The sequence below is a fragment of the Palleniella muris genome (assembly GCF_004792655.1).
Lineage (GTDB): Bacteria > Bacteroidota > Bacteroidia > Bacteroidales > Bacteroidaceae > Prevotella > Prevotella muris_A.
The window spans coordinates 89,810-110,302 of sequence record NZ_SRZC01000004.1; the positions used below are offsets into that span (position 1 = coordinate 89,810).

Consider the following 20,493-nt stretch of genomic DNA (forward strand, 5'->3'; position numbering starts at 1 on the left):
GTTATTTATCTGTCTGCATTATCCACAGCATAGGATTATTATCAGTTGTGCTGTGAAAATGCGCAGGAACATAGTCAGAGGATAAACTGTGGAATAACCTATGGCAGGAGCTTCTTTTGAACATACAGAGTTCGCATAAGCGAGTGCCGGTGGGTCAGTATATGAACCAGCTATCATACCCATTATGGTGAAATAGTTCAGTTGGTATTTCATACGCGCTATTGTTCCTATAATCAATATAGGTATTACGGTGATCAGGAATCCCGACAGGACATACAAGAGACCGTCACCTGCAACAACAGTGTTCACGAAATTCGCTCCGGCTTTTATTCCCACACTTGATAGGAAAAGTACGAGTCCGACCTCGCGCAGCATAAGGTTTGCCGATGTGGTGGTGTAGGTTACCAAATGGAACTTATGGCCGAACCGTCCGATAAGGATTGCTATGATGAGCGGACCACCTGCTATACCCAATTTCAGTGGCACAGGAATGTTTGGAATGGCAAATGGGATGCTTCCAAAGAGTATTCCAACCATTATGCCGATAAATATCGTTGCTATGTTAGGGTGGTCAAGACGCTTTATGGAGTTTCCGAGGATAGTGCTGACACGTTCCACATGCGTCTTCTCTCCGACAACCATCACCCTGTCGCCTACTTGGAGTGCAAGGTTGCTTGAAGCAAAAAGATCCATGCCCTGTCGTGTCACACGGGTCACATTCACGCCATAGACACTTGAGAAATGCATCTTTGCCAATGTCTTGCCGTTGATTTCCGGCTTTGTGACAAGGATGCGCTTACTTATCATCTGCTTCTTCTCCTCCTGCTCCTTGAACTCTAATACTTCTGTTCGTTCTCCTACAAAAGCAATGATGGCTTCTGCATCGGCTTCCGCGCAGACACAGTAAATCTTGTCTCCAAATTCAAGTGTGGTGTCGCGCTTCGGGATTATAAGTTCGCTGCCACGGAGTATGCGTGAGAATACGAAATCGCGCTTCATGAAATCATGGATTTCAAGGATAGTGCGTCCGCATATATATGAATTACGCACAAGAAGGTGCATGAGGTGTGGCTTCTTTGCAGCGTTTCCCTCGTCCTGCATCTCCAATGCCTCTTCTTCTTTGTCGAGCCTTGTACGTGTAATGAAGCGTATGGCAATTGTTGCACCAATGATGCCGACAACGCCGAGAGGATACGCACAAGCATAACCGTTTGCTATTGGAGGCGCAGCTCCTTCATCAAACACAGAAGACAGCGCCTCGTTTGCGGCACCAAGTCCCGGAGTGTTTGTCACTGCACCATAAAGTGTGCCTATGAGCATAGGCAGGTCGTTAGGGTCATTCGTGTCAAAGAATGCATAATAGCAACCGAACATCACAGCGATGTTCAGGAAGATTATGCTTGTTGCCATTAGGTTCATCTTTACTCCTCCCTCTCTGAAACTTTCAAAAAAGCCCGGTCCCACCTGCAAACCAATCATGAACACAAAAAGAATGAGACCGAAATCCTGCACGAATGTCAGGATAGGAGTAGGGGCTGTGAATCCGAAATGCCCAGCAGCAATGCCGGCAAACAACACAAATGTCACTCCGAGAGCGATTCCTCCGAATTTGATTTTCCCAAGATAAACACCAACAGCGATGACTAATGCGTAAAGCAATGCTATATGCGCAACAGACTCAGTGCTGGTGAATAAGTTTATTAGCCAATCCATATGATATTTACATAATTTCGCTACAAAATTACTCATTATTTTGGTAAGAAAAGAATTTTTTTGTACTTATTTTTTGTTAGTGTGCAAGTTTTTGGAATTTTATGTGTACTTTTGTATCGTGCTTACTGACACACCGTGTGCGGAAGGGGTACATATCGTATTACCGGCAACGGTAAATGCCATTTGTTGCTTTATTGGAAAAGTGGTTGGGTGAGAAGTATGGCACACATGAAAACTGTCAGTGGTTAACGTATAGAAATAACAATAATATATAAATTAAGATATGCATACACGTGAGGAAAAACTTGAGGCGTTCGGAAGGTTGCTTGATGTGCAGGAAACCCTTCGGGAAAAATGCCCATGGGACAGGAAGCAGACCAACGAATCATTGCGCCCTCATACCATAGAGGAGGCTTATGAGCTTTGCGACGCTTTGATGAACGATGACAAGAAAGAGATTGTAAAGGAACTTGGCGATGTGATGGAACACATTGTCTTTTATAGCATGCTTGGCAGTGAGAAGGGGGATTTCGACATTGCCGATGTCTGCAACAAGGAGGCTGACAAGCTGATTTTTCGCCATCCCCACATTTATGGCGGACAGCAGGCGGAGACAAGTGACGATGTCAGCAAGTTGTGGGAGCGTGTCAAGCAGAAGGAAAACGGTGGAAACAAGACCGTCCTTTCGGGTGTTCCGGCTTCTCTGCCTTCACTGATAAAGGCTTACCGCATACAGGACAAGGCACGCAATGTCGGTTTCGATTGGGAGGAGCGTGAGCAAGTCTGGGACAAGGTCTATGAGGAAATAGGAGAATTGAAGGCGGAATTGGAGTCTGGCGATAATGAAAAGGCACTCAATGAGTTGGGGGACTTCATCTTCGCTGTCGTCAATGCTGCGCGACTTTATCACCTTAATCCGGACACTGCCCTTGAGAAGACAAACCGGAAATTCACGCACCGTTTCAATTACGTGGAGGCGAAGGCGAAGGAGGCAGGCAAGGAACTGAAGGACATGACACTTGAAGAAATGGATGAACTTTGGGAAGAGGCAAAGGCATCGGAATAAACGACTTTGCCATACTTGTCGCTTCACGCATGGATTTGGCGTTATTGGACATTATTAATATTACAACATCTTTATAATCATGAAAAAACTGACATATCTGTTTGTGGCACTGCTGGTTTCCGGTCTTTTGACAACAGCATGCAATGATAAAAAGACAAGTTCGTCGGAGGCTGCTGCTGACAGCGTTTGTGTGGAAGAGCAGGACACTACTGTTTATGGAGTCTGCGGTGAGGGTACGACGATGCACAACCTTGAATTGGTAACCAATGACGGCGACACGCTGAATCTGCTGCTCGATACAGAAGAATCAGAAGGAGAAACCGTGAAGGGAGGCTTGCTCAGCGGAGACAAACTGGCTGTCATTGTTACAGAACTGGACGGTGAGAAAAGTGCTTCCGTTGTTTTGAACCTTACCACTCTTGAAGGCAAATGGACTGGTCTTGACCGTAATTTTGAGATAGTTGACGGAGGAGAAGTACTTTCAACAATGCAGAGTGAGGCAAACCCATATACAGCGTGGAAAATACATAACGGCCGCCTTCTTATGGGGCGCGACTCTTTTGATGTCGTGACGCTTGGCGCGGACTCATTGGAATTGGAGAGCAGCAAAGGGATTTTTGTTTATAAGCGGCAGAAAAAAGTCATGCCAAAACAGAAGAAATAAGCCTTGGAACCTTTTAAGATACATATTTTAGGCTGCGGTTCGGCGACACCGACACTGCAGCATTTCCCCTCTTCACAGATAGTGGAGGTCAGGGGAAAGATGTTCATGGTCGATTGTGCCGAGGGCACTCAGTTGCAGCTGAGGAAGACGCGTGTGGCATTCACAAAAATACAGGCAGTCTTCATCTCCCACATGCATGGTGACCATTGTTTCGGACTGATAGGAATGGTCTCCACTTTCGGGCTTCTTGGCAGGACTGCACCGCTGCACATCTATGCTCCTGCCGCCATGGAAGAGTATCTGATGATGCAGAAAAGGCTTTTCTGCAATGACTTGGGCTATGACCTTGTCTTCCACGCTGTTGACACTAAAAAGCATCAGGTGATATACGAAGACCGGAGCCTTACCGTTGAATCCATACCGTTATGCCACCGTGTGCCATGCTCCGGCTTTCTTTTCCGCGAGAAACCGGGATTACCGCACATACGGCGTGACATGATTGACTTCTACAAAATCCCTGTCTCGCAGATTAATAACATAAAAGCCGGTGCGGATTGGACTACGGAGGACGGCTCCGTAATAGAGAATGCACGCCTTGTCACTCCTTCCGACAAGCCGCGGTCGTATGCTTATTGCTCTGATACAAAGTATCTTCCGGCACTCAGCAAGATAGTTTCCGATGCAGATGTCCTCTACCATGAGGCGACGTATTCCGAGGATATGATTGAGAATGCTGAGAAATACTGCCATTCCACCGCCCGCCAGGCTGCTATGGTTGCCCGTGATGCGAATGTCGGCAGACTGTTCTTGGGACATTACAGTGCGCGTTATGAGCGTGAGGAGTCGGCATTGCTGGAAGAGGCGCGGAAGGTTTTTGAAAACTCACATCTGACAAATGAACTGCAGGTGATAACTGTATAGAAGCGGTAGCTCAGAAGTTCCTTCTCTCACCACATATTTTATAAGTGGTGCATCAGCACCATCAGGAAATCCGGTGCAAAGATACAGCATTAAACAAGCGATTCCAAATTTTATGAGGGTATAAATGGGGGGTATGTCGCATAACCATGGCAGTTTGATGTATCTGCTCAGGAGGCACTGAAACGCCTCCGTGCGATGAAGCGAGGTCAGAACCACAACGCAATGGGGTGGTATGCGTATGTAGAAACAGCAACGTCACCGAAATTAACTGATAATTACTTTCGGTGACGTTAATTTATAGAGATACTATATGTCATCAAATATACTATGAATATTACTTTTGTGCAAATAGATACATTTCCAGCCTGTTGCCGATTCCCAAAAATTCTCGAAATCGATTTTCGACCAATCGATTTTTTCACCTTCTGAATTAAAGGTAGAGCATGCTAAACACGAGGAATAGTAGTCGTACACATAATATACATCCTCTCCTTTCCAGTTGCCTTTAATTGCTGCCACCTCTCTCATATCGTCAAGTGATCCCAGACCGTCGATAAATTCCGAAAGCCATACGGGAAGGTCTCCGTTTGCAATCTCATGTTGAGAGGTATTGGCAATGACCTTACGGACTATTTTTACCGGATCGAAAACCGTATTTTCCGTTCTTTCTTCGGCAGAGCATCCTGCTAATACGAGACTCAGAAGAAGCAAGATAGTTTTTGCAAATAAATTGATTTTCATAGACTGATTGCTTTTAATTAATAATGCGAATCAGCTTGCCAACTGCTGATTCGCATTTGTAACTATTCCGGCAACAATCTTTTTCCTGACTTCGTCACTCAAAAAAAATCAAAATGATTTGCACTGATCCATAAGAAACACAATGTTTGCAATATACGAATGTATATTCCTGATAATCAAGTTTATAATTGAATTGTTGCGTATTTGCCTGTTGAGGTCAAATCTGGACATGACAAAAGGTTACCTTTTACCGTGCGAAAGGTTATGCTTTATGATGCCGATGGTAACCTTTCACAACACGAAAGGTCACCATCGGTTTTTCAGTGTGTAGCAGTGGTGGGGTGGCATAGTCTGTTTTTGTGGTATATTCGGCCTTGCAGTGTTAAATGTTTTTACAAATTGTGTTGTATGGCAGAAAATCATTACCTTTGCAGACTGTTTGTTGCGTTGCCTGCAATCCTTGGGGTGGCAGACGCCCATACAGACATTATTTCAGGAACAAAATATAGATTATTAGTGATGATTACACAATGTGCGGTACTGTTTGCCTTCCTTGCTGTTGGCGAACTCATTGTATGGACAACCGGAGTGCCGGTTCCATCTTCCATTATCGGTATGCTGCTGTTAGCTGCTGCTTTGCGTCTGAGGATTGTGAAGCTGCGCCATGTTGAGGGCGTTGCGGATTTTTTGGTTCGCAATCTTGGTTTCTTTTTCGTTCCGGCAGGTGTCGGTGTGATGCGCTGCATGGGCATTATCCGTGACCAGTGGCTGCCTATCGTTGGTGCTACCGTGGTCAGCACGTTTGTCATTATTGCCGTCACAGGCTGGGTGCATCAGCTTGTGCGCCGCTATTTCTCACACATATCCATTCATGGTCATGGAGTTTCTTCAAAATAAATATTTCCTTTTGGCACTGACTTTCGCCGCATTCATCGGAGCACAGTGGATAAGGAGGCGCACAGGGGTGGCATTGCTCAACCCGATTCTTGTCTCCATCATAGTCATCGTTTTGTTCTTGTTGCTTACGGGTATAGACTATGACTGCTATGCAGAGGGCGGTTCGTACATTGATTTTTGGCTGAAGCCTGCTGTTGTCGCGCTCGGTGTGCCGCTCTATCGTCAGCTGGAATCCATTCGCAAGCAGCTGCTGCCGCTGTTGCTGGCAGAGCTGGCAGGTTGTGTGGCAGGTCTTGTGTCTGTGGTTTTGGTGGCTCGCGTGCTGCAGGCGACACCGGAAGTTGTCCTTTCCCTCGCTCCGAAGGCTGTCACTACACCGATTGCCATGGAGGTTTCGCAGACCATTGGCGGCATACCGGCATTGACAGCTGCCGTTGTTGTGTGCACAGGAATCTTTGGAAGTATGGCAGGATTCTCCATGGTGCGCATGAACCGTATCAAGAGCCCTATTGCCGGAGGGCTGTCAATAGGCACTGCTTCCCATGCTGTTGGCACTGCTGCCGCTTTTGAGCGCAGGGGAATGCGCTATGGGGCGTACTCTTCTTTGGGACTGACACTTAACGGTTTGCTGACAGCATTGCTTTCTCCGTTTATCCTTCCGTTGCTTGGCTATTGCTGAAAAACTGTATTTGTGATAAATAAATTGCTCGAAGAAAACAAAGAACCAAAAGAAATTGCTTCGCTATAAATGCGTCACCCGCTGTATGAAGCTATTCTTTTGATTCTTTGTTTTCTTCGAGCAATACTTATATGGAGTATGAATCCACCTGTCATAGTTTGTCGGAATAGCGGCGCACTTCCTCTGTAAACCGGTCTATGCGTCGCATTTCGGCAGGGATGTTGATGCGCTGCGGGCAATGCTCGTTGCACTCCTTGCAGCCAACGCAATGGTCTGCCTGGCGGAGTTTCGGCACGCTGCGGTCGTAACCGATGAGGTAGGCACGGCGGTGCTTGGCATATTCCGGGTCTTTCTCGCCACGGTTTGGCATAATGCCGTCATTGATGCACTTGTTGAAATGGCTGAAAATCGCCGGGATGTTCAGACCGTAAGGGCACGGCATGCAGTAGTTGCATTCGTTGCATGGTATGGTTTTGAGGTTGTAAATCTCGTCAGCAATGGACATAAGCAGCTTGTCCTCCTCTTTGCTGATAGGCTCAAGTGGTGAATATGTCGCGACATTCTCCTTGAGATGCTCCATGTAAGTCATGCCACTGAGCACAGTGAGCACCCCTTCCGGTGTGCCGGCATAGCGGAAAGCCCAGCTTGCGACGCTGTCTTCCGGGCGTCTTTGCTTGAGTTTCTTTGCTATGTATGTCGGGATGTTTGCAAGTCTGCCTCCGAGAAGCGGCTCCATGATGACGGCAGGGATGTTGCGTTTCTTCAGCTCTTCATAGAGATAGGATGCATCGGTGTTGCGTGGGTTTATCTCATCGGCATAGCTCCAGTCGAGATAGTTCAGCTCTATCTGCACGAAATCCCAGTGGTACTTGCCCTCGTCGTGCCATTTCAGGAGCATATCGTAGATTTTCACGTCGCCATGGTAGGAGAATCCGAGATTGCGGATGCGTCCTTTTTTCTTCTGTTCCACCAGCCAATCGAGTATGCCGTTGTCCATATAACGGCTATTGAATGTGGCAAGCGAGTCGTCGCCTCCACCGATTGCATGAAGCAGGAGATAGTCAATATAGTCCGTCTGAAGGTTTTTCAGTGAGTCTTCAAACATCTTTATGGAAGCCTCGCGGGGCCATGTCTCAGGGGAAAAATTGGACAACTTCGTGGCAATGAAGTATTTATCGCGCTTGTGTCGCTTCAGTGCGATGCCGGTAGCAGCTTCGGAACGTCCCTGGCAATAGACAGGTGATGTGTCGAAATAATTGATACCGTGTTCGAGAGCGTAGTCTATCTGACGGTTGACCATCTCCTGGTCAATGTCTGCATCGCTGTTGTCCTTGAGTTTTGCGCCGTCGACGAGTGGCAGGCGCATCATGCCATAGCCAAGGATTGAGACCTTGTCCCCATTGTTTGGGTTAGTCCTCATTGTCATTTCTCCGCGTGGCACCATGCTCTTGTCTGACGTTTTTGCCTCTGTTGCGCTGTCGTTCTTGCCCTTGCAGGCAGCCAGCAGTGATGATGAGGCTATTGCCGTGCCGGAGAATATCTTTAAGAAATCACGTCGGTTTATGGTTTTCTTCATTTTGAAGTATGTTTTTGATTGTTTTTAATCCTGCTCAGCAGATAAAGGATTTTTGTTGGCAAACCGCTAACGCGGTTCTGAAGCACAGTTGCATATTGTTTTGTGAAAGGTGGAGTTTCCGTCTTTTCACCGCTAATGCGGTTCCGAAGCATAGGGGAATCTTGTCTGATGAAAGATAAAGCTACCGTACTGCCAACGCTAATGCGGTTCTATCTTTGTATTTGGTTTTCTTTCTGCTGAATTTGTTCACGTTTATATTTCCCTATGTACCTCGTGTCCTTCGACATAGATAGCAGACAGAGGTCGTACAGGACAGAGGTTCTCGCAAGCGCCGCATCCGATGCAGACAGCCGTGTTGACAGCAGGGATTTTCAGCGTGTTCTTGTCGTCAGGGTCATCCTCCGGGTTGAGCGGCACCATTGTTATCGCCCCTGTCGGACAGTGGCGTGCGCAGTTTCCGCAGTCTACGCCTTCGCTGACAGGCAGGCAGTTCTTGCGAATCCATACGGCATGACCTATCTGTATGGAGGATTTCAGGTCTTTTCCAATCTTTGTTATTGCGCCGGTAGGGCAGAGGTCACTGCATCGTGTGCATTCCGGACGGCAGTAACCGCGCTCGTAGCTCATGGTCGGCTGCATCAGTGTGGACAGGTTTGTAGAAGGGCGGAGCACACCGTTCGGGCATGCCGAGATGCACAGTTGGCAGGATGTGCAGTGCTGTGCCATGTGTTGCGCCGAGAGAGAGCCGGGAGGTGATAGCGGTGTCTCACGTTTCGGAGCCTCTTTGTCCTCTATCTCTGCCAGTCCGCCGTCGAGCTTTGCCTGTGCCGATGCTGTCGCCGCCGCTGTCGTTGCCATGGCGGAAGCGAGGAGGAATGAGCGTCTTGAGGTGTCCACAGTTTCTTTTTCCTTGCTCTTTTTGTTAGTGTCAGGCTGTCCTGCGGTGCCTGCTGCCTTTGTCTTTTGTGCAGCTTTATGTCCGAAAGTCAGTGCGTCATGCTTGCATTTGTCTATGCAGTCGCCGCATGTAACGCATCGGCTGTAGTCTATTTCATGGTTCTTGAAATCAATGCATGCCGCTTTGCAGTTGCGTGCGCACAGTCCGCAGTTTACGCATTTGTCACTGTTGAAATGCACTTTCATGTATGAATGTCGTGCAAACAGGCTCAGTATTGTTCCCACAGGGCATATTGTGTTGCAGTAAGTTCTGCCTCCGCGTGCTGCCAAGACTATTATAATAAGGAGTGTTGCCACTGCAATTCCGACAGTGACAGTGCTGCGCATCCACACTTCCGTAGAGTAGAAAGCGTAGCTGTCATAGTGTTCGGCTGCCATGGCAAGGAGGTTATTGCCCCATTGCCATACGGGAAGGAGCAGGGAAGCTGCCATTCTGCCATAGCTGCTGTAAGGGGCGAGGAGGGAGACGATGATGTTAATGCCTGCTAAGGCGGACGCAATGAAGACGATCAGCATGGCATAGCGCAGGATTTTCTTCTCCGGTGAGTAGCTGAAGCGGTTGCGCTTCATTTTGCTTCTGCCTTTGGAGATGATGTCCTGAAGGATGCCAAGCGGGCATATCACGGAGCAGTAGATGCGTCCGAACACCAATGTCAGGGCTATTATTCCGATGACAACGCCGATGTTCAGTGCGTAGAATGCCGGCCAGAACTGTATTTTCGCCATCCAGCCGAGCCACGAATGGAGCGTTCCTGTAAAGTCAAGGAACAGCAGTGTGATGCCAATGAACATCACGGTGGCAAGTGTTATTCTTGTTTTTCTAAGCATAAAAGTTTATGTTTCGGGTTTCTTTGTTTATGATTTTGTCATGCTTACGATGAAAATGCTTGCTTCATAGAGCAGACATATCGGCAGACTGACGATCGTTAGGGTGAAGATGTCGGAAGTAGGGGTTATGGCTGCCGCCACAATCAGTATTGCCACAATGGCATGGCGTCGGAAATGGCGCATCCATTCCGGACGCAGCAGTCCCATTACGGCAAGCACCCAGCACACCACAGGTAGTTCGAACATGATGCCAAAAGTCAGTGTCATCATCATGAATGTGTCGATGTAGGAGCTGACAGTGAGCATGTTGTCAATGTCGGTGCTGACCTGGTATGTCCCGAGAAACCTTACTGTGAGTGGGAAAATCAGGAAATAGTTGACCGCCATGCCTATGATGAACATGACATAGCCTGACAACACAGCCTTTACAGATGCTTTGCGCTCGTTGGCATAGAGTGCCGGCGAGATGAAGCGGAACAACACATATATTATATAAGGTGACGCTACGGCTATTCCGGCGATAGCTGCCACTTTCAGGTGTATCATGAATTGCTCTGTCAGTCCTGTGTTTATGAGATGCAGGGTGAAAGGTTCTGCACCGAGAAGTCTGTAAGTGAGGAAGTCCCCATGTGACGGTGCGAGTACAATTCCGAACAGTTGGTCTTTCATGAAGAAAGCCATGACACCGCTTATCGTTACCGCTGCGACAATCTTTATCAGGCATGACCGCAGTGCATCAAGATGTTCCCAAAACGATAGGTTGTCAGCGGGAAGGTCTTGCTTGCTCATTTCATTTCCCACTGTTTGCCTTTGTCTCTGCGTCTTCTTTTTTGCCGGGTTGCGGTTCCTCTATTCCGTTCACGCCGTCTTTGAAGCTGCGCACTCCTTTTCCGAGTCCGCGCATCATCTCCGGAATCTTCTTACCACCGAAAAACAGCAGTATCACGATGCAAATGAGTATGATTTCTTGTGTTCCAATCATGATGTTAAGTTTCTTTGGGTTTATGTTTCGTTTGTCAGAATATGTTGCAAATTTACAAAAAAATACCCATATCACCAAATAAATCAGCAATATGGGTAATTATTACCGTTATTATGTTAATGGCATTTGCTATGTTTTTGTTTTTGTAAGTGGCTTATTTCAGATGTCTCTGTATCCATTTCATGTGTCCGTATTCTGTGGCATCCGATGTCCAATGCTCATTGACAGGAGTGATGAGTGCCTCTTTCTCGCATTTTAGCACATTATATACGGCGTATGATGTGGTAGGAGGGCAGGTGTTATCGTTATACCCCCATGTCATATAAGTAGGGCAAGTGATGTGGCGAGCAAAGTTCACGACATCGTAATATGCCATGACTTTTATCTTTTCCGGTGTCAACATTCCTTTTGCTTTTTTGAAATGCGGATAACCACCGGTGCGTCCCTCTTCCGCATATCCTGCCATATCGGAGAGGGCAGGGTGGTTTGCCACACACTGTGTCACACGGTTGTCGATGCCCGCTGCCACCATTGCCAGTGCACCTCCTTGGCTTCCGCCCTGGAAAGCGACATTCTTGCCGTCCCATTCAGGCAGGGATGTCATGAAGTCTGTTGCACGGATGAGTGCGAGATAGACATGGCGCATGTAGTAATTGTCGCGGTTGTCGAGTCCGTTGTCAAGGTAATTGTTGCCGTCAGTCTGGAAAGCGGACTGTATTTCCCTGAAGGTCTTCTCCGGAGTTCGTGGGTCTATGCCATGGATTTCCATTTCAAGGCGTAGGAAACCGTTCTCTGCATAGTATTTGTGGCGTAGTGGTTCCTTGATTGTCTTTATACCGGCTCCCGGAGGGCAGATGCATATCGGGTGGTTGCCTTGTTTCATGTTGCGTGGATATGTCAGGTAGGCATAAACGCTGTGCTTGTTGTCGACCTTGAGTTTTATGAGGTCACAAAGGATTTTGTCTGTGCAATATTCCTCTGCACGCTCACGAGTATAGGAGAGAGTTTGTTTGAGTGACTTTTTCTGTGCATCCCAAAATGACACGAAATCAGAAGGCTCTTTTGTGTAAGGTGTGATTTTGTTGACAGAGAACCCCACCTTTATATGGTGTACATAAGTCGTTCCGTCAATGTTGACGGCAAGGTTAAGGTCGCGGAATCCCGGTATCTTGCGTGAGCCGATGTTAATGTTGCAGCGTCCGTTCTTCAGAGTTGCCGTGCCTTGCTTGTCAGTTTGGAGCATGTCATTGGACAGTTTCCAGCTGATTTGCCCGTCACGTGGTATGCCATATTTATAGAACTGCACTTCTATTGTGGCGTTCTCTCCACATTCATACAGCCAGTCTGCATGGTTGGGCACTGTCACCCAAAGGTAGTCAGAGCGGTAAGGATAGTTTTCTGCGGCAATGTTTAATGTGCACGCTATCAACAGGAGTGCAAGGATAAGTTTTCTCATTGTGTTATAAATAGTTTCGGTTAGTGTTGGATATTGTGTCTTATGCTCTTTTCTTTATCTCTTCCGCACACTGCTCCATAAGCCATTTCGGTGTGCTTGTCGCACCGCAGACGCCTACGGAAGATACATTTTCAAGCCATTTGTCCTGTATCTCGTCAGGACCTTCGATGAGGAATGTGTTCGGATTCACTTTCAGGCATTCGTTGTAGAGAACCTTTCCATTGCTGCTTTTCCTGCCGGATACGAAGAGCACAAGCCCGTGTTTCTTGGCAAATTCGCGTATGTTGTCCATACGGTTTGCCACCTGCCGGCAGATTGTGTCAAAACTTTTGAATGTGCATCCGTTTGCTATATGCTGCCGGCAGTATTCGATTATGCGTCGGTATTCCTCAAGTGATTTCGTCGTTTGTGAGTATAGGAAAATGTCGCGGTTAAAGTCTATGGCAGAATCCTGCAACTGCTCGTAATGCTCTATGACGATAGCCTTGCCGTCGGTCTGCCCGACAAGCCCGAGAACCTCGGCATGTCCGTTCTTTCCGAAGATGACAATCTGGGCGTTTGGGTTCTCTTCATGCTGCCGGCGTATGCGCCTTTGCAGGGCAAGCACCACGGGGCAGGTGGCGTCGATTATCTCCACATTGTTCTTTTCTGCAATGCTGTAGGTGCGTGGCGGTTCGCCATGTGCACGGAGCAGCACCCGGGCGTTATGCAGTTCTTGCAGTTCGTCATGCCCTATGGTTACCAGTCCCTTCTCCCGCAGCCTGTCGCATTCCGTGCCATTATGCACAATGTCGCCCAGGCAGTAGAGCTTTGTGCCCTCTGCCAGTTTCTCTTCGGCTTTCCGGATGGCAGTTGTCACACCGAAGCAGAAGCCGCTTCCGTTGTCAATCTCTATGTTCATGATTTGTTGGTAAAGTGCAAAATCTCGGGCAAATGGTGGACTGGATGTTATTTCAAAGAGTTGAAATATGTGTCAAGCAAGTCGTGTGCAGCTGTGAACGATGTCTTTTTCTGTGTCAGCACGGCATCCTCCGCAAGCTGTTTCAGTGCTTTTATCTCAGGATTCTGGTAGAAGGAGCGGCGGAGATACTCGTCGATTGTCTCGTACATCCAATAGCGTGCCTGCTTTGCACGGCGGTAGTCGAAATAACCGTTGTTCTTGACAAAGTCAATATATTCGAACACCATGTCCCACACTTCCTTTACTCCATTGCCGTAGAAGCCGCTGTAGCAGAGCACTTGCGGTGTCCATCCTGACTCCGGCTGTGGGAAGAAATGGAGGGCGTTCCTGTAGTTTGTGGCAGCCATGTGGCAACGGTCGACATTGTCACCGTCACATTTGTTGATAGCAATGCCGTCAGCCATTTCCATGATGCCACGCTTTATGCCCTGGAGCTCGTCACCTGTTCCGGTCACTTGGAGCAGTAGGAAGAAGTCCACCATGGAGTGGCAGGCTGTCTCGCTCTGTCCTACGCCAACGGTTTCGATGAAGATTGTGTTGAAGCCGGCTGCCTCACACAGCACAATAGTCTCGCGTGTCTTGCGTGCCACACCGCCAAGAGAGCCTGCCGAAGGGCTTGGACGGATGAAAGCGTCCTCACGTTGTGTGAGTTTCTCCATGCGTGTCTTGTCGCCGAGGATAGAGCCTTGGGAGCGTTCCGATGACGGGTCAATGGCAAGGACGGCAAGTTTCCCGCCACGTGTGTCAAGGATGTGGCAGCCGAAGTTGTCTATTGATGTTGATTTTCCTGCTCCCGGAACACCGCTTATGCCGATGCGCACCGACTTGCCGCTATAGGGCAGGCAGCGTTCGATTACTTGTTGCGCCTTCTCCTGGTGGTCAGGAGCCTGGCTTTCAACAAGTGTCACGGCTTGTGACAGCATCGTTATGTTTCCGGCCAATATGCCATTGACAAGTTCTTCTACGGTATGTTCGTGGCGCTTGAATCGTCCCTTTTTGAGATAAGGGTTGACAGATTGCGGTTTTATTATGCCGGAATTGACTTGAAGTCCTGCATATTCGCTTGCGTTTTCTGGGTGTTCCATAATATTATAATTAAGGTGTAAGTTTCTGTTCTCTTCTTCTGCTTCTTGGCAGAAGACACGATTCTTTATTCCTGAACTTCAATGATAACCTTCGGCTGTTGTGGGTCATTGGTAATCATGAGTATGCGCGGACGCTGCTTAAGCTGCTTTACTGTATTATTGTTAACAGTGATTTTCAGCTTTGCACTCTCTCCCGGAGCTATCTTTGACTTGCTCAGTGATACATTCATTCCTGCTGTGAACATCTGCAGGGCACTTATGACAAGTTCCTGCTTGCCAATGTTTTTCAGTGTGATGTCAGTCTTCAGCTTCTCCGGTTTGCCATGCATTTCGCTTTTCTTTATGACAGTCTTCGACAGTTCGAGTTGCGGAGCGTTGGCGATTATAGCTTGATCCTTTGTCGGGAAAGCAGGGGTGAGTATGGCTGAGACTTGCAACTCTTTGTCCGCAGAGATTTTGTCACCAGGCTTCTTGCCGAGATAAAGGGATGTTTGTGTAAGTCCCATATCCCTCAGTTGTGACGACAGGAGCATGAAAGTGATTTCTCCGGCTTGGTTAGGGCGGAGTCTTGTCGGCGATACGTTCGCTTCAAGATAGTCTGGAAGATGCATTACGACAGGTTCGATGGTGCTTCCTGTCGTGTTGCGTATGTGCATTGTCTGTGTCGGTTGAGAGCCTTTGCTCACATCGTCAAACTCGATTTCGTTGAGGTCTGTGCTTATGCCGCCGAGCGTGTAGGGGTAGGAGCCGCTGAAATCCTGCACTTCATCCACCACAACACCTTTTACTGTAAGTACGAGAGGCATCCTCTGACCTTCTTCATAAATCCATATCTCTTTCTGGAAATGTCCCAATTGCTTGGCATCGTATGTAGCGTCTACAACAAGTTCCTTGCCGCCGGCAACCTTTGTTTGTGAAGCAATGGCGGTCGCACATCCACATGATGTCTCCACTTTTTTTATGGAGACCTGCTTTGATGACTTGTTTTTCAGCACGAATTTTGTGGTGACAGGGGTTCGGAACAAGACCTGTCCGCAATCGTATGTTGGGGTTGCGGTACTAAGTTTCTGTGCCATCACTTGTGTGACGGCACAGAATGCTATGAGATATAGGATGATATGTTTCAATGTATCAAAGAATTTTGGTGTTTCTTGCCGGTGTGTCCCGTTATAACGACGCCTTTAGTTCTGTATGATGTACTGGTCGGAAATGCTCTCCTTGTCAACGATACGGCGTATTGTCTCTGCAAACATGTCAGCGACAGACAGCTGCTTGACTTTCGCACAGCGCTTTGTGTAAGGGATGGAGTCCGTGAATACGATTTCCTCCAAAGCACTGTTCTGTACGCGTTCGCTTGCCGGACCTGACATGACACAGTGGCTTGCAGTGGCGCGCACACTGTTTGCGCCTGCTTCCATCATGATGTTTGCTGCTGTGGTTATTGTACCTGCTGTGTCCACCATGTCGTCAACGATTACGACGTCTTTGCCTTTCACTTCACCAATAACCTGCATTGACTCGATGACATTGGCACGTGCACGGGATTTGTTGCAAAGGACGAGCGGGCAGTTAAGGTATTTCGCATAAGTCTTTGCACGCTTTGCGCCGCCGACATCAGGGGAAGCGATTACAAGGTTCTCAAGATTCAGTGACTTTATGTAAGGCAGGATAACCGCCGAACCGTAGAGGTGATCCACAGGACAGTTGAAGAATCCCTGAATCTGGTCAGCATGAAGGTCCATTGTCACGATACGGTCAATGCCTGCCACTGTGAGCAGGTCGGCAACGAGCTTTGCGCCGATAGAGACGCGCGGTTTGTCCTTGCGGTCCTGACGAGCCCAGCCGAAATAAGGAATCACGGCATTTATTGTCTTTGCCGATGCACGTTTTGCAGCGTCAATCATCAGAAGCAGCTCCATAAGGTTGTCGGATGAAGGGAATGTGCTTTGTACAAGGAATACGTCGCGGCCACGGATAGACTCTTCATAGCTTACTGCAAATTCTCCGTCGGAGAAAGTCGTGATAACCAAGTTGCCGAGCGGACAACCGAGACTCTGACAAATCTTCTCTGCAAGGTATCTGGTTGCTGTACCAGAGAATACCATAAAGTTTTTTGAATCAGACATTTTGATTGTATAGTCGTTATGAAATGTTAGCGTATTGTGTGTAAGTTTTGTTTCTGTATGTTGCCTTTTGTCCTTTGTTTCTTCTTTCCGGCGAGTTTGTTTCGCTTTGTCGGGAAGACCTTATCTTGCCAATTTGCGCAGACGTTGGAAATGCTGTATGACATCGTTGTAGTCCACTTGGCTATGGACATCGAACCGGTTCCAGATGTCACTGCACAATACTACACCGCCAAACCCGGCGTCATGTGCCCAGCGGATGTTGTCAGCATTCATGCCACCGAAGGCATATACGTGCTTGTCGATGAGTCCCTGCCGGCTTGCCTCATGGATTTTTGATTCGGAAAAGCCTGATTCGGAGCTGCCGTTTTGCTGTCTGTCAAAGATGTCATGCAGGAAAACATACTGTGATTTCTTCTTTGTATCTTTCAGTTTTGAGAGGTCGGTGCAGCTTCTGCTCACCTTTCCGCGGTAGCCTTGCGGCACATCAGCGTCAGGGTCATCAAGATGTATTCCTGCAAGGTCAAACTCCTGCTTCATGTAGAAGTGCTCGTGTATGACAATGTTGCTGTGGTAATCTTCCGGTATGAGAGTCAGGAGACGCTCGAAATATAGCGGTGATGAGCCCGGCTTGTAGAGATGCAGTGAATCGAGTCCTTCATCGAAAAGGGCTGTGATGATTCTGTCCTCCTCGATGAAGAATTGCGGTTGTGTTATTATGACGAGTTTCATCTGTCTATATAATTTTCTGCAAAGGTAAAGAAAAAACGGCAAACATCCAATAAACCATTATTAAAGTTTATTAATGTTTGCCGTTTTCTGCCACGTTCCTTTCCATGTTGGAAATCCTGCTTATTTCATTGTGCCACAGGAATTGTGCTGTTTTGTGGTTATTCCTAACGTTTGCCGTGCCTTTTCGGCTTGAAAGGGCGTGCCGGTGCTGTCCCTTTGTACAGTGCTGCGATGAGATCCGGGCGTCCCATGTTACGCAGAGCCTGCTCGATGTTGCGTCGTTCCTCGGGCTTGTACCAGAAGAAGAACTGCCGTTGCTGCAACTTTTCTTTCTGCGATTTGGCAGAGTAGACTGGCTCGAGAGTGTACGGGTCGTAGCCGGTGTACCATGTCTCGGTCGCTATGGTCAGTGGGGTGGGAGTGAAATCCTGCACCTGTTCCAGTTGGAAATCCAAGCCTTTTGTTATCACGGCAAGCTCTGCCATGTCCTCGGCGTGACATCCCGGGTGGGAAGAGATAAAATAAGGGATAATCTGCTGGCGCAGTCCCTCCTCCCGACAGATGCGGTCGAAGATGTGCTTGAAGTCGCGGAACTGTTGGAACGATGGTTTTCTCATCAACCGCAGCACCTTGTCGGAAGTGTGTTCCGGTGCAACTTTCAGGCGGCCTGACACATGATTCGTGATTAGTTCGCGTGTGTACAGCCGTGCAGCCTCGTTGGTTTTCTCGTCTTTTGACCGGTGCAGCAGCAAGTCGTAGCGCACTCCGGAGCCGATGAAGCTCTTCTTTACTCCCGGCAAAGCATCGACCGCATGGTAAATGTCAAGCAGTTTCGTGTGGTCAGTGTCAAGGTTCGGGCACACATTCGGGTGGATGCACGAAGGCCGTTTGCATGCTTCGCATGCTTTTGGGTTTTTGCCTGCCATGCCATACATGTTTGCCGACGGACCTCCGAGGTCAGACAAATAGCCTTTGAAGTCGGGATGCTCCATGACTTTCTTCACCTCACGCAGTATGTTCTCCTTGGAACGGCATGTGATGAACTTGCCCTGATGTGCGGAGATGGTGCAGAAAGCACAGCCTCCGAAGCATCCACGATGGATGTTCACGGAGAGTTTTATCATCTCATAAGCAGGGATGCGCTTGCCTTTGTACTTAGGATGCGGCATTCGCGTGTACGGCAAGTCGTGCGAGTGGTCAAGTTCCTCTGTCGTCATGGTAGGGTAAGGCGGATTGACCACGACAAACTTCCCGTCCACCTCCTGCAGAATGCGCTGTGCATGGATACGGTTGGATTCTTCCTCAATATGCCTTATGTTCTCTGCCTGTGCGCGTTTGTTTTTCAGGCACTCCTCGTGAGAGTGCAGCATGATGTCATCCTCTTTGATTCCGCCGGGGATTTCCTCTTTCCTGCATAACACAACCGTCTGCGGAAGGTCTTTGATTTCGCTGACAGGAGTGCCGTTGGCGACACGGTTTGCCAGTTCTGTGCTGACACGCTCTCCCATTCCGTAGGTTACCATGTCGGCATCGGAGTCGCATAAGATGCACTTCTGCAGACGGTCCTGCCAATAGTCATAGTGCGTGACGCGTCGCAGTGAAGCCTCTATGCCACCGAGAATGACCGGCGTGTCAGGATAAAGCTGCTTCAGAATCTTGGTATAGACGATGGTAGGGTACTCAGGTCGGCAGTCGTGCCGTCCGTCCGGAGAGTAGGCATCCTCACTTCTCAGACGGCGGTTTGCGGTGTATTTGTTGACCATGGAGTCCATGCAACCTGGCGAAATGGCAAAGAAAAGGCGAGGCTTCCCCAGTTTCTTGAAGTCACGGAAATCGCCATGCCAGTCCGGTTGCGGCACAATGGCTACACGATAGCCCTCCGCCTCCCATGTCCTGCCTATCACGGCAGCACCGAAAGACGGGTGGTCAACATACGCATCGCCGGAGAAGATGATTATGTCGACATAATCCCAGCCGCGCAGTTCAAGCTCCTTCTTGGTCGTTGGTAGAAAGTCCGTCAGCATCATGTTCTGCATACAGCTTGATAAGGTTGTCCAGTCCGATTGCTTTCATGTTAGGATTGTAGATGACATCAAAGCAAAGGTCCATAAGATTCTTGTCCGAAGTCCCCTCATGTTCAAGGAGTGCGCGTATGTTCAGGCGCAGTTTGCCGAGCACTGTCTCGTCGACGATGCCGTTACTGTCTATGAGGTTGCGGAAAAGGCTGTACTTTTTCAGTGTCGCAAGGTGCTCCTCTGTGATTTCAATGGTGCGTGTACCTTTGGCGTTTGCTATGATTTGCATAATGTGATGATTGTTTACTGTTGGTTATGTTTCTTCGTTGTTTTATTATAAGTTGGGGCGTTAGGTTGGGTAATTCTATTCAATGTGAGTTCGATGATTTTGAAACTCTACTGTAGAATGATAAAAATCTCAATCACAGCACCGTGAAACGGTGACTCTATTCCTAACCGCCTATGGAGCGAAGCGACATGGGCGGTAACCTCGGAGCATCAATCTGCACCGTAAGACGGTGCTTCATATTAAGGTTCCTTGCAGAGAATATACGCTGTGAGGAACCGTCTTACGGTGCTGTGAGAGAGTTTCTTGTTACCCCCGCATGTTCGGCTACGCCTCCATACGGGGGTAACGAAGAGCCACCGTTTCACGGTGTGCTTGGAAATGGGGTATTTAGAATTGCTAAATAGCATCCGATTTTTGTTGGCTTAAGATTTTTGTGATGCTCTTCACATCATTGTAATTTCGTCGAACTCATGTTATTTGCTTATAGTCCACACCATCATCATGCAGTACCCCACATAATTTCTCGATGCAAGCCAAACGCTTTTCTGCCGCGCTTTTTTCAACTTCCGGTTCTTGGGAATCAATATTGAGCACAAGCCTTAATAATTTGTTGGCATAAGCCTCAATAGATTGCTGCTCACTCATTGCGCGGGCACTAAGTGCGCTCATGACATTGTTGTCAAGGCGAATAGTTTGGTGTTTTGTAATCATAGTGTCCTATTTTGTGATTTTCAATTGCAAAATTAATACATTAAATCGTGAATTCCAAACAATTGCGGATGTTTTTTTGCTTGCCTGACAGACATGA

20 protein-coding genes are annotated in these 20,493 nt (G+C 48.1%); 5 read left to right on the plus strand and 15 right to left on the minus strand.

The window, feature by feature from the left end; genetic code table 11:
- Nucleotides 1–18: 18 nt before the first annotated feature.
- Entirely contained in the window at nt 19–1,713 is a 1,695-nt protein-coding gene (locus E5358_RS03575; protein ID WP_135938911.1) for a putative transporter, read from the minus strand.
- Between the two features lie 283 nt (nt 1,714–1,996).
- Here E5358_RS03575 and mazG point away from each other — a divergent pair, with 283 nt between their 5' ends.
- From mazG to E5358_RS03590, 3 genes are all read left to right on the plus strand, one after another.
- Nucleotides 1,997–2,779 carry a nucleoside triphosphate pyrophosphohydrolase gene (gene mazG, locus E5358_RS03580; protein ID WP_135938912.1) on the plus strand — a complete coding sequence of 261 codons (783 nt, stop codon included), beginning with the start codon at nt 1,997–1,999 and terminating at the stop codon, nt 2,777–2,779.
- A gap of 79 nt (nt 2,780–2,858) precedes the next feature.
- Nucleotides 2,859–3,443 (plus strand): lipocalin-like domain-containing protein, encoded by a 585-nt coding sequence (locus tag E5358_RS03585; RefSeq protein WP_135938913.1) that lies wholly within the window; start codon nt 2,859–2,861, stop codon nt 3,441–3,443.
- A 3-nt stretch (nt 3,444–3,446) separates the two neighbouring features.
- Nucleotides 3,447–4,364 carry a ribonuclease Z gene (locus tag E5358_RS03590; RefSeq protein ID WP_135938914.1) on the plus strand — a complete coding sequence of 306 codons (918 nt, stop codon included), beginning with the start codon at nt 3,447–3,449 and terminating at the stop codon, nt 4,362–4,364.
- A gap of 306 nt (nt 4,365–4,670) precedes the next feature.
- Here the strand turns inward: E5358_RS03590 and E5358_RS03595 are convergent, their stop codons facing one another.
- Nucleotides 4,671–5,105 (minus strand): hypothetical protein, encoded by a 435-nt coding sequence (locus E5358_RS03595; protein ID WP_135938915.1) that lies wholly within the window; start codon nt 5,103–5,105, stop codon nt 4,671–4,673.
- A gap of 519 nt (nt 5,106–5,624) precedes the next feature.
- Here E5358_RS03595 and E5358_RS03600 point away from each other — a divergent pair.
- Together E5358_RS03600 and E5358_RS03605 are read left to right on the plus strand one after the other, a co-directional pair.
- Nucleotides 5,625–6,002 (plus strand): CidA/LrgA family protein, encoded by a 378-nt coding sequence (locus E5358_RS03600; protein WP_135938986.1) that lies wholly within the window; start codon nt 5,625–5,627, stop codon nt 6,000–6,002.
- Complete coding sequence (locus tag E5358_RS03605; RefSeq protein ID WP_135938916.1) at nt 5,983–6,681, plus strand: LrgB family protein; 699 nt, start codon at nt 5,983–5,985, stop codon at nt 6,679–6,681. Before E5358_RS03600 ends, E5358_RS03605 begins: the two co-directional genes overlap by 20 nt.
- A gap of 151 nt (nt 6,682–6,832) precedes the next feature.
- Here E5358_RS03605 and E5358_RS03610 read toward each other — a convergent pair whose 3' ends face one another.
- The 13 genes from E5358_RS03610 to E5358_RS03670 form a co-directional block, all read right to left on the minus strand.
- Nucleotides 6,833–8,257: an aldo/keto reductase gene (locus E5358_RS03610; RefSeq protein WP_135938917.1), complete on the minus strand. Its 1,425-nt coding sequence runs from the start codon at nt 8,255–8,257 to the stop codon at nt 6,833–6,835.
- Between the two features lie 252 nt (nt 8,258–8,509).
- Nucleotides 8,510–10,042 (minus strand): 4Fe-4S binding protein, encoded by a 1,533-nt coding sequence (locus E5358_RS03615; RefSeq protein ID WP_135938918.1) that lies wholly within the window; start codon nt 10,040–10,042, stop codon nt 8,510–8,512.
- A 27-nt stretch (nt 10,043–10,069) separates the two neighbouring features.
- Nucleotides 10,070–10,831 carry a twin-arginine translocase subunit TatC gene (gene tatC / locus E5358_RS03620; protein WP_135938919.1) on the minus strand — a complete coding sequence of 254 codons (762 nt, stop codon included), beginning with the start codon at nt 10,829–10,831 and terminating at the stop codon, nt 10,070–10,072.
- A 1-nt stretch (nt 10,832) separates the two neighbouring features.
- A complete protein-coding gene (locus tag E5358_RS03625; protein ID WP_135938920.1) occupies nt 10,833–11,024 on the minus strand; it encodes a Sec-independent protein translocase subunit TatA/TatB in 192 nt (63 codons plus the stop codon).
- 154 nt (nt 11,025–11,178) lie between these two features.
- Nucleotides 11,179–12,480: an acetylxylan esterase gene (locus E5358_RS03630; protein WP_135938921.1), complete on the minus strand. Its 1,302-nt coding sequence runs from the start codon at nt 12,478–12,480 to the stop codon at nt 11,179–11,181.
- Nucleotides 12,481–12,520: 40 nt separating this feature from the next.
- Nucleotides 12,521–13,384 carry a 4-hydroxy-3-methylbut-2-enyl diphosphate reductase gene (locus E5358_RS03635; protein WP_422121058.1) on the minus strand — a complete coding sequence of 288 codons (864 nt, stop codon included), beginning with the start codon at nt 13,382–13,384 and terminating at the stop codon, nt 12,521–12,523.
- 44 nt (nt 13,385–13,428) lie between these two features.
- Entirely contained in the window at nt 13,429–14,526 is a 1,098-nt protein-coding gene (meaB, locus tag E5358_RS03640) for a methylmalonyl Co-A mutase-associated GTPase MeaB (protein ID WP_135938923.1), read from the minus strand.
- 65 nt (nt 14,527–14,591) lie between these two features.
- A complete protein-coding gene (locus E5358_RS03645) occupies nt 14,592–15,653 on the minus strand; it encodes a DUF1573 domain-containing protein (protein WP_135938924.1) in 1,062 nt (353 codons plus the stop codon).
- A 54-nt stretch (nt 15,654–15,707) separates the two neighbouring features.
- Nucleotides 15,708–16,652 carry a ribose-phosphate pyrophosphokinase gene (locus tag E5358_RS03650; protein WP_135938925.1) on the minus strand — a complete coding sequence of 315 codons (945 nt, stop codon included), beginning with the start codon at nt 16,650–16,652 and terminating at the stop codon, nt 15,708–15,710.
- 120 nt (nt 16,653–16,772) lie between these two features.
- Complete coding sequence (locus tag E5358_RS03655; protein ID WP_135938926.1) at nt 16,773–17,381, minus strand: thiamine phosphate synthase; 609 nt, start codon at nt 17,379–17,381, stop codon at nt 16,773–16,775.
- 164 nt (nt 17,382–17,545) lie between these two features.
- Nucleotides 17,546–19,417, minus strand: a complete 1,872-nt coding sequence (locus E5358_RS03660; RefSeq protein ID WP_135938927.1) for a YgiQ family radical SAM protein — start codon at nt 19,415–19,417, stop codon at nt 17,546–17,548.
- Nucleotides 19,365–19,688 (minus strand): hypothetical protein, encoded by a 324-nt coding sequence (locus tag E5358_RS03665; RefSeq protein WP_135938928.1) that lies wholly within the window; start codon nt 19,686–19,688, stop codon nt 19,365–19,367. The genes E5358_RS03660 and E5358_RS03665 overlap by 53 nt, the downstream gene beginning before the upstream one ends.
- Nucleotides 19,689–20,153: 465 nt before the next feature.
- Complete coding sequence (locus tag E5358_RS03670; RefSeq protein WP_135938929.1) at nt 20,154–20,396, minus strand: hypothetical protein; 243 nt, start codon at nt 20,394–20,396, stop codon at nt 20,154–20,156.
- Nucleotides 20,397–20,493: the final 97 nt, after the last annotated feature.

What these genes read in the sequence shown, in the direction of transcription:
- E5358_RS03575 (WP_135938911.1), bottom strand. Translation starts at nt 1,713, where the DNA reads ATGGATTGGCTAATAAACTTATTCACCAGCACTGAGTCTGTTGCGCAT.
- mazG (WP_135938912.1), top strand. Translation starts at nt 1,997, where the DNA reads ATGCATACACGTGAGGAAAAACTTGAGGCGTTCGGAAGGTTGCTTGAT.
- E5358_RS03585 (WP_135938913.1), top strand. Translation starts at nt 2,859, where the DNA reads ATGAAAAAACTGACATATCTGTTTGTGGCACTGCTGGTTTCCGGTCTT.
- E5358_RS03595 (WP_135938915.1), bottom strand. Translation starts at nt 5,105, where the DNA reads ATGAAAATCAATTTATTTGCAAAAACTATCTTGCTTCTTCTGAGTCTC.
- E5358_RS03600 (WP_135938986.1), top strand. Translation starts at nt 5,625, where the DNA reads ATGATTACACAATGTGCGGTACTGTTTGCCTTCCTTGCTGTTGGCGAA.
- E5358_RS03605 (WP_135938916.1), top strand. Translation starts at nt 5,983, where the DNA reads ATGGAGTTTCTTCAAAATAAATATTTCCTTTTGGCACTGACTTTCGCC.
- E5358_RS03610 (WP_135938917.1), bottom strand. Translation starts at nt 8,257, where the DNA reads ATGAAGAAAACCATAAACCGACGTGATTTCTTAAAGATATTCTCCGGC.
- E5358_RS03615 (WP_135938918.1), bottom strand. Translation starts at nt 10,042, where the DNA reads ATGCTTAGAAAAACAAGAATAACACTTGCCACCGTGATGTTCATTGGC.
- tatC (WP_135938919.1), bottom strand. Translation starts at nt 10,831, where the DNA reads ATGAGCAAGCAAGACCTTCCCGCTGACAACCTATCGTTTTGGGAACAT.
- E5358_RS03625 (WP_135938920.1), bottom strand. Translation starts at nt 11,024, where the DNA reads ATGATTGGAACACAAGAAATCATACTCATTTGCATCGTGATACTGCTG.
- E5358_RS03630 (WP_135938921.1), bottom strand. Translation starts at nt 12,480, where the DNA reads ATGAGAAAACTTATCCTTGCACTCCTGTTGATAGCGTGCACATTAAAC.
- meaB (WP_135938923.1), bottom strand. Translation starts at nt 14,526, where the DNA reads ATGGAACACCCAGAAAACGCAAGCGAATATGCAGGACTTCAAGTCAAT.
- E5358_RS03650 (WP_135938925.1), bottom strand. Translation starts at nt 16,652, where the DNA reads ATGTCTGATTCAAAAAACTTTATGGTATTCTCTGGTACAGCAACCAGA.
- E5358_RS03655 (WP_135938926.1), bottom strand. Translation starts at nt 17,381, where the DNA reads ATGAAACTCGTCATAATAACACAACCGCAATTCTTCATCGAGGAGGAC.
- E5358_RS03660 (WP_135938927.1), bottom strand. Translation starts at nt 19,417, where the DNA reads ATGCAGAACATGATGCTGACGGACTTTCTACCAACGACCAAGAAGGAG.
- E5358_RS03670 (WP_135938929.1), bottom strand. Translation starts at nt 20,396, where the DNA reads ATGATTACAAAACACCAAACTATTCGCCTTGACAACAATGTCATGAGC.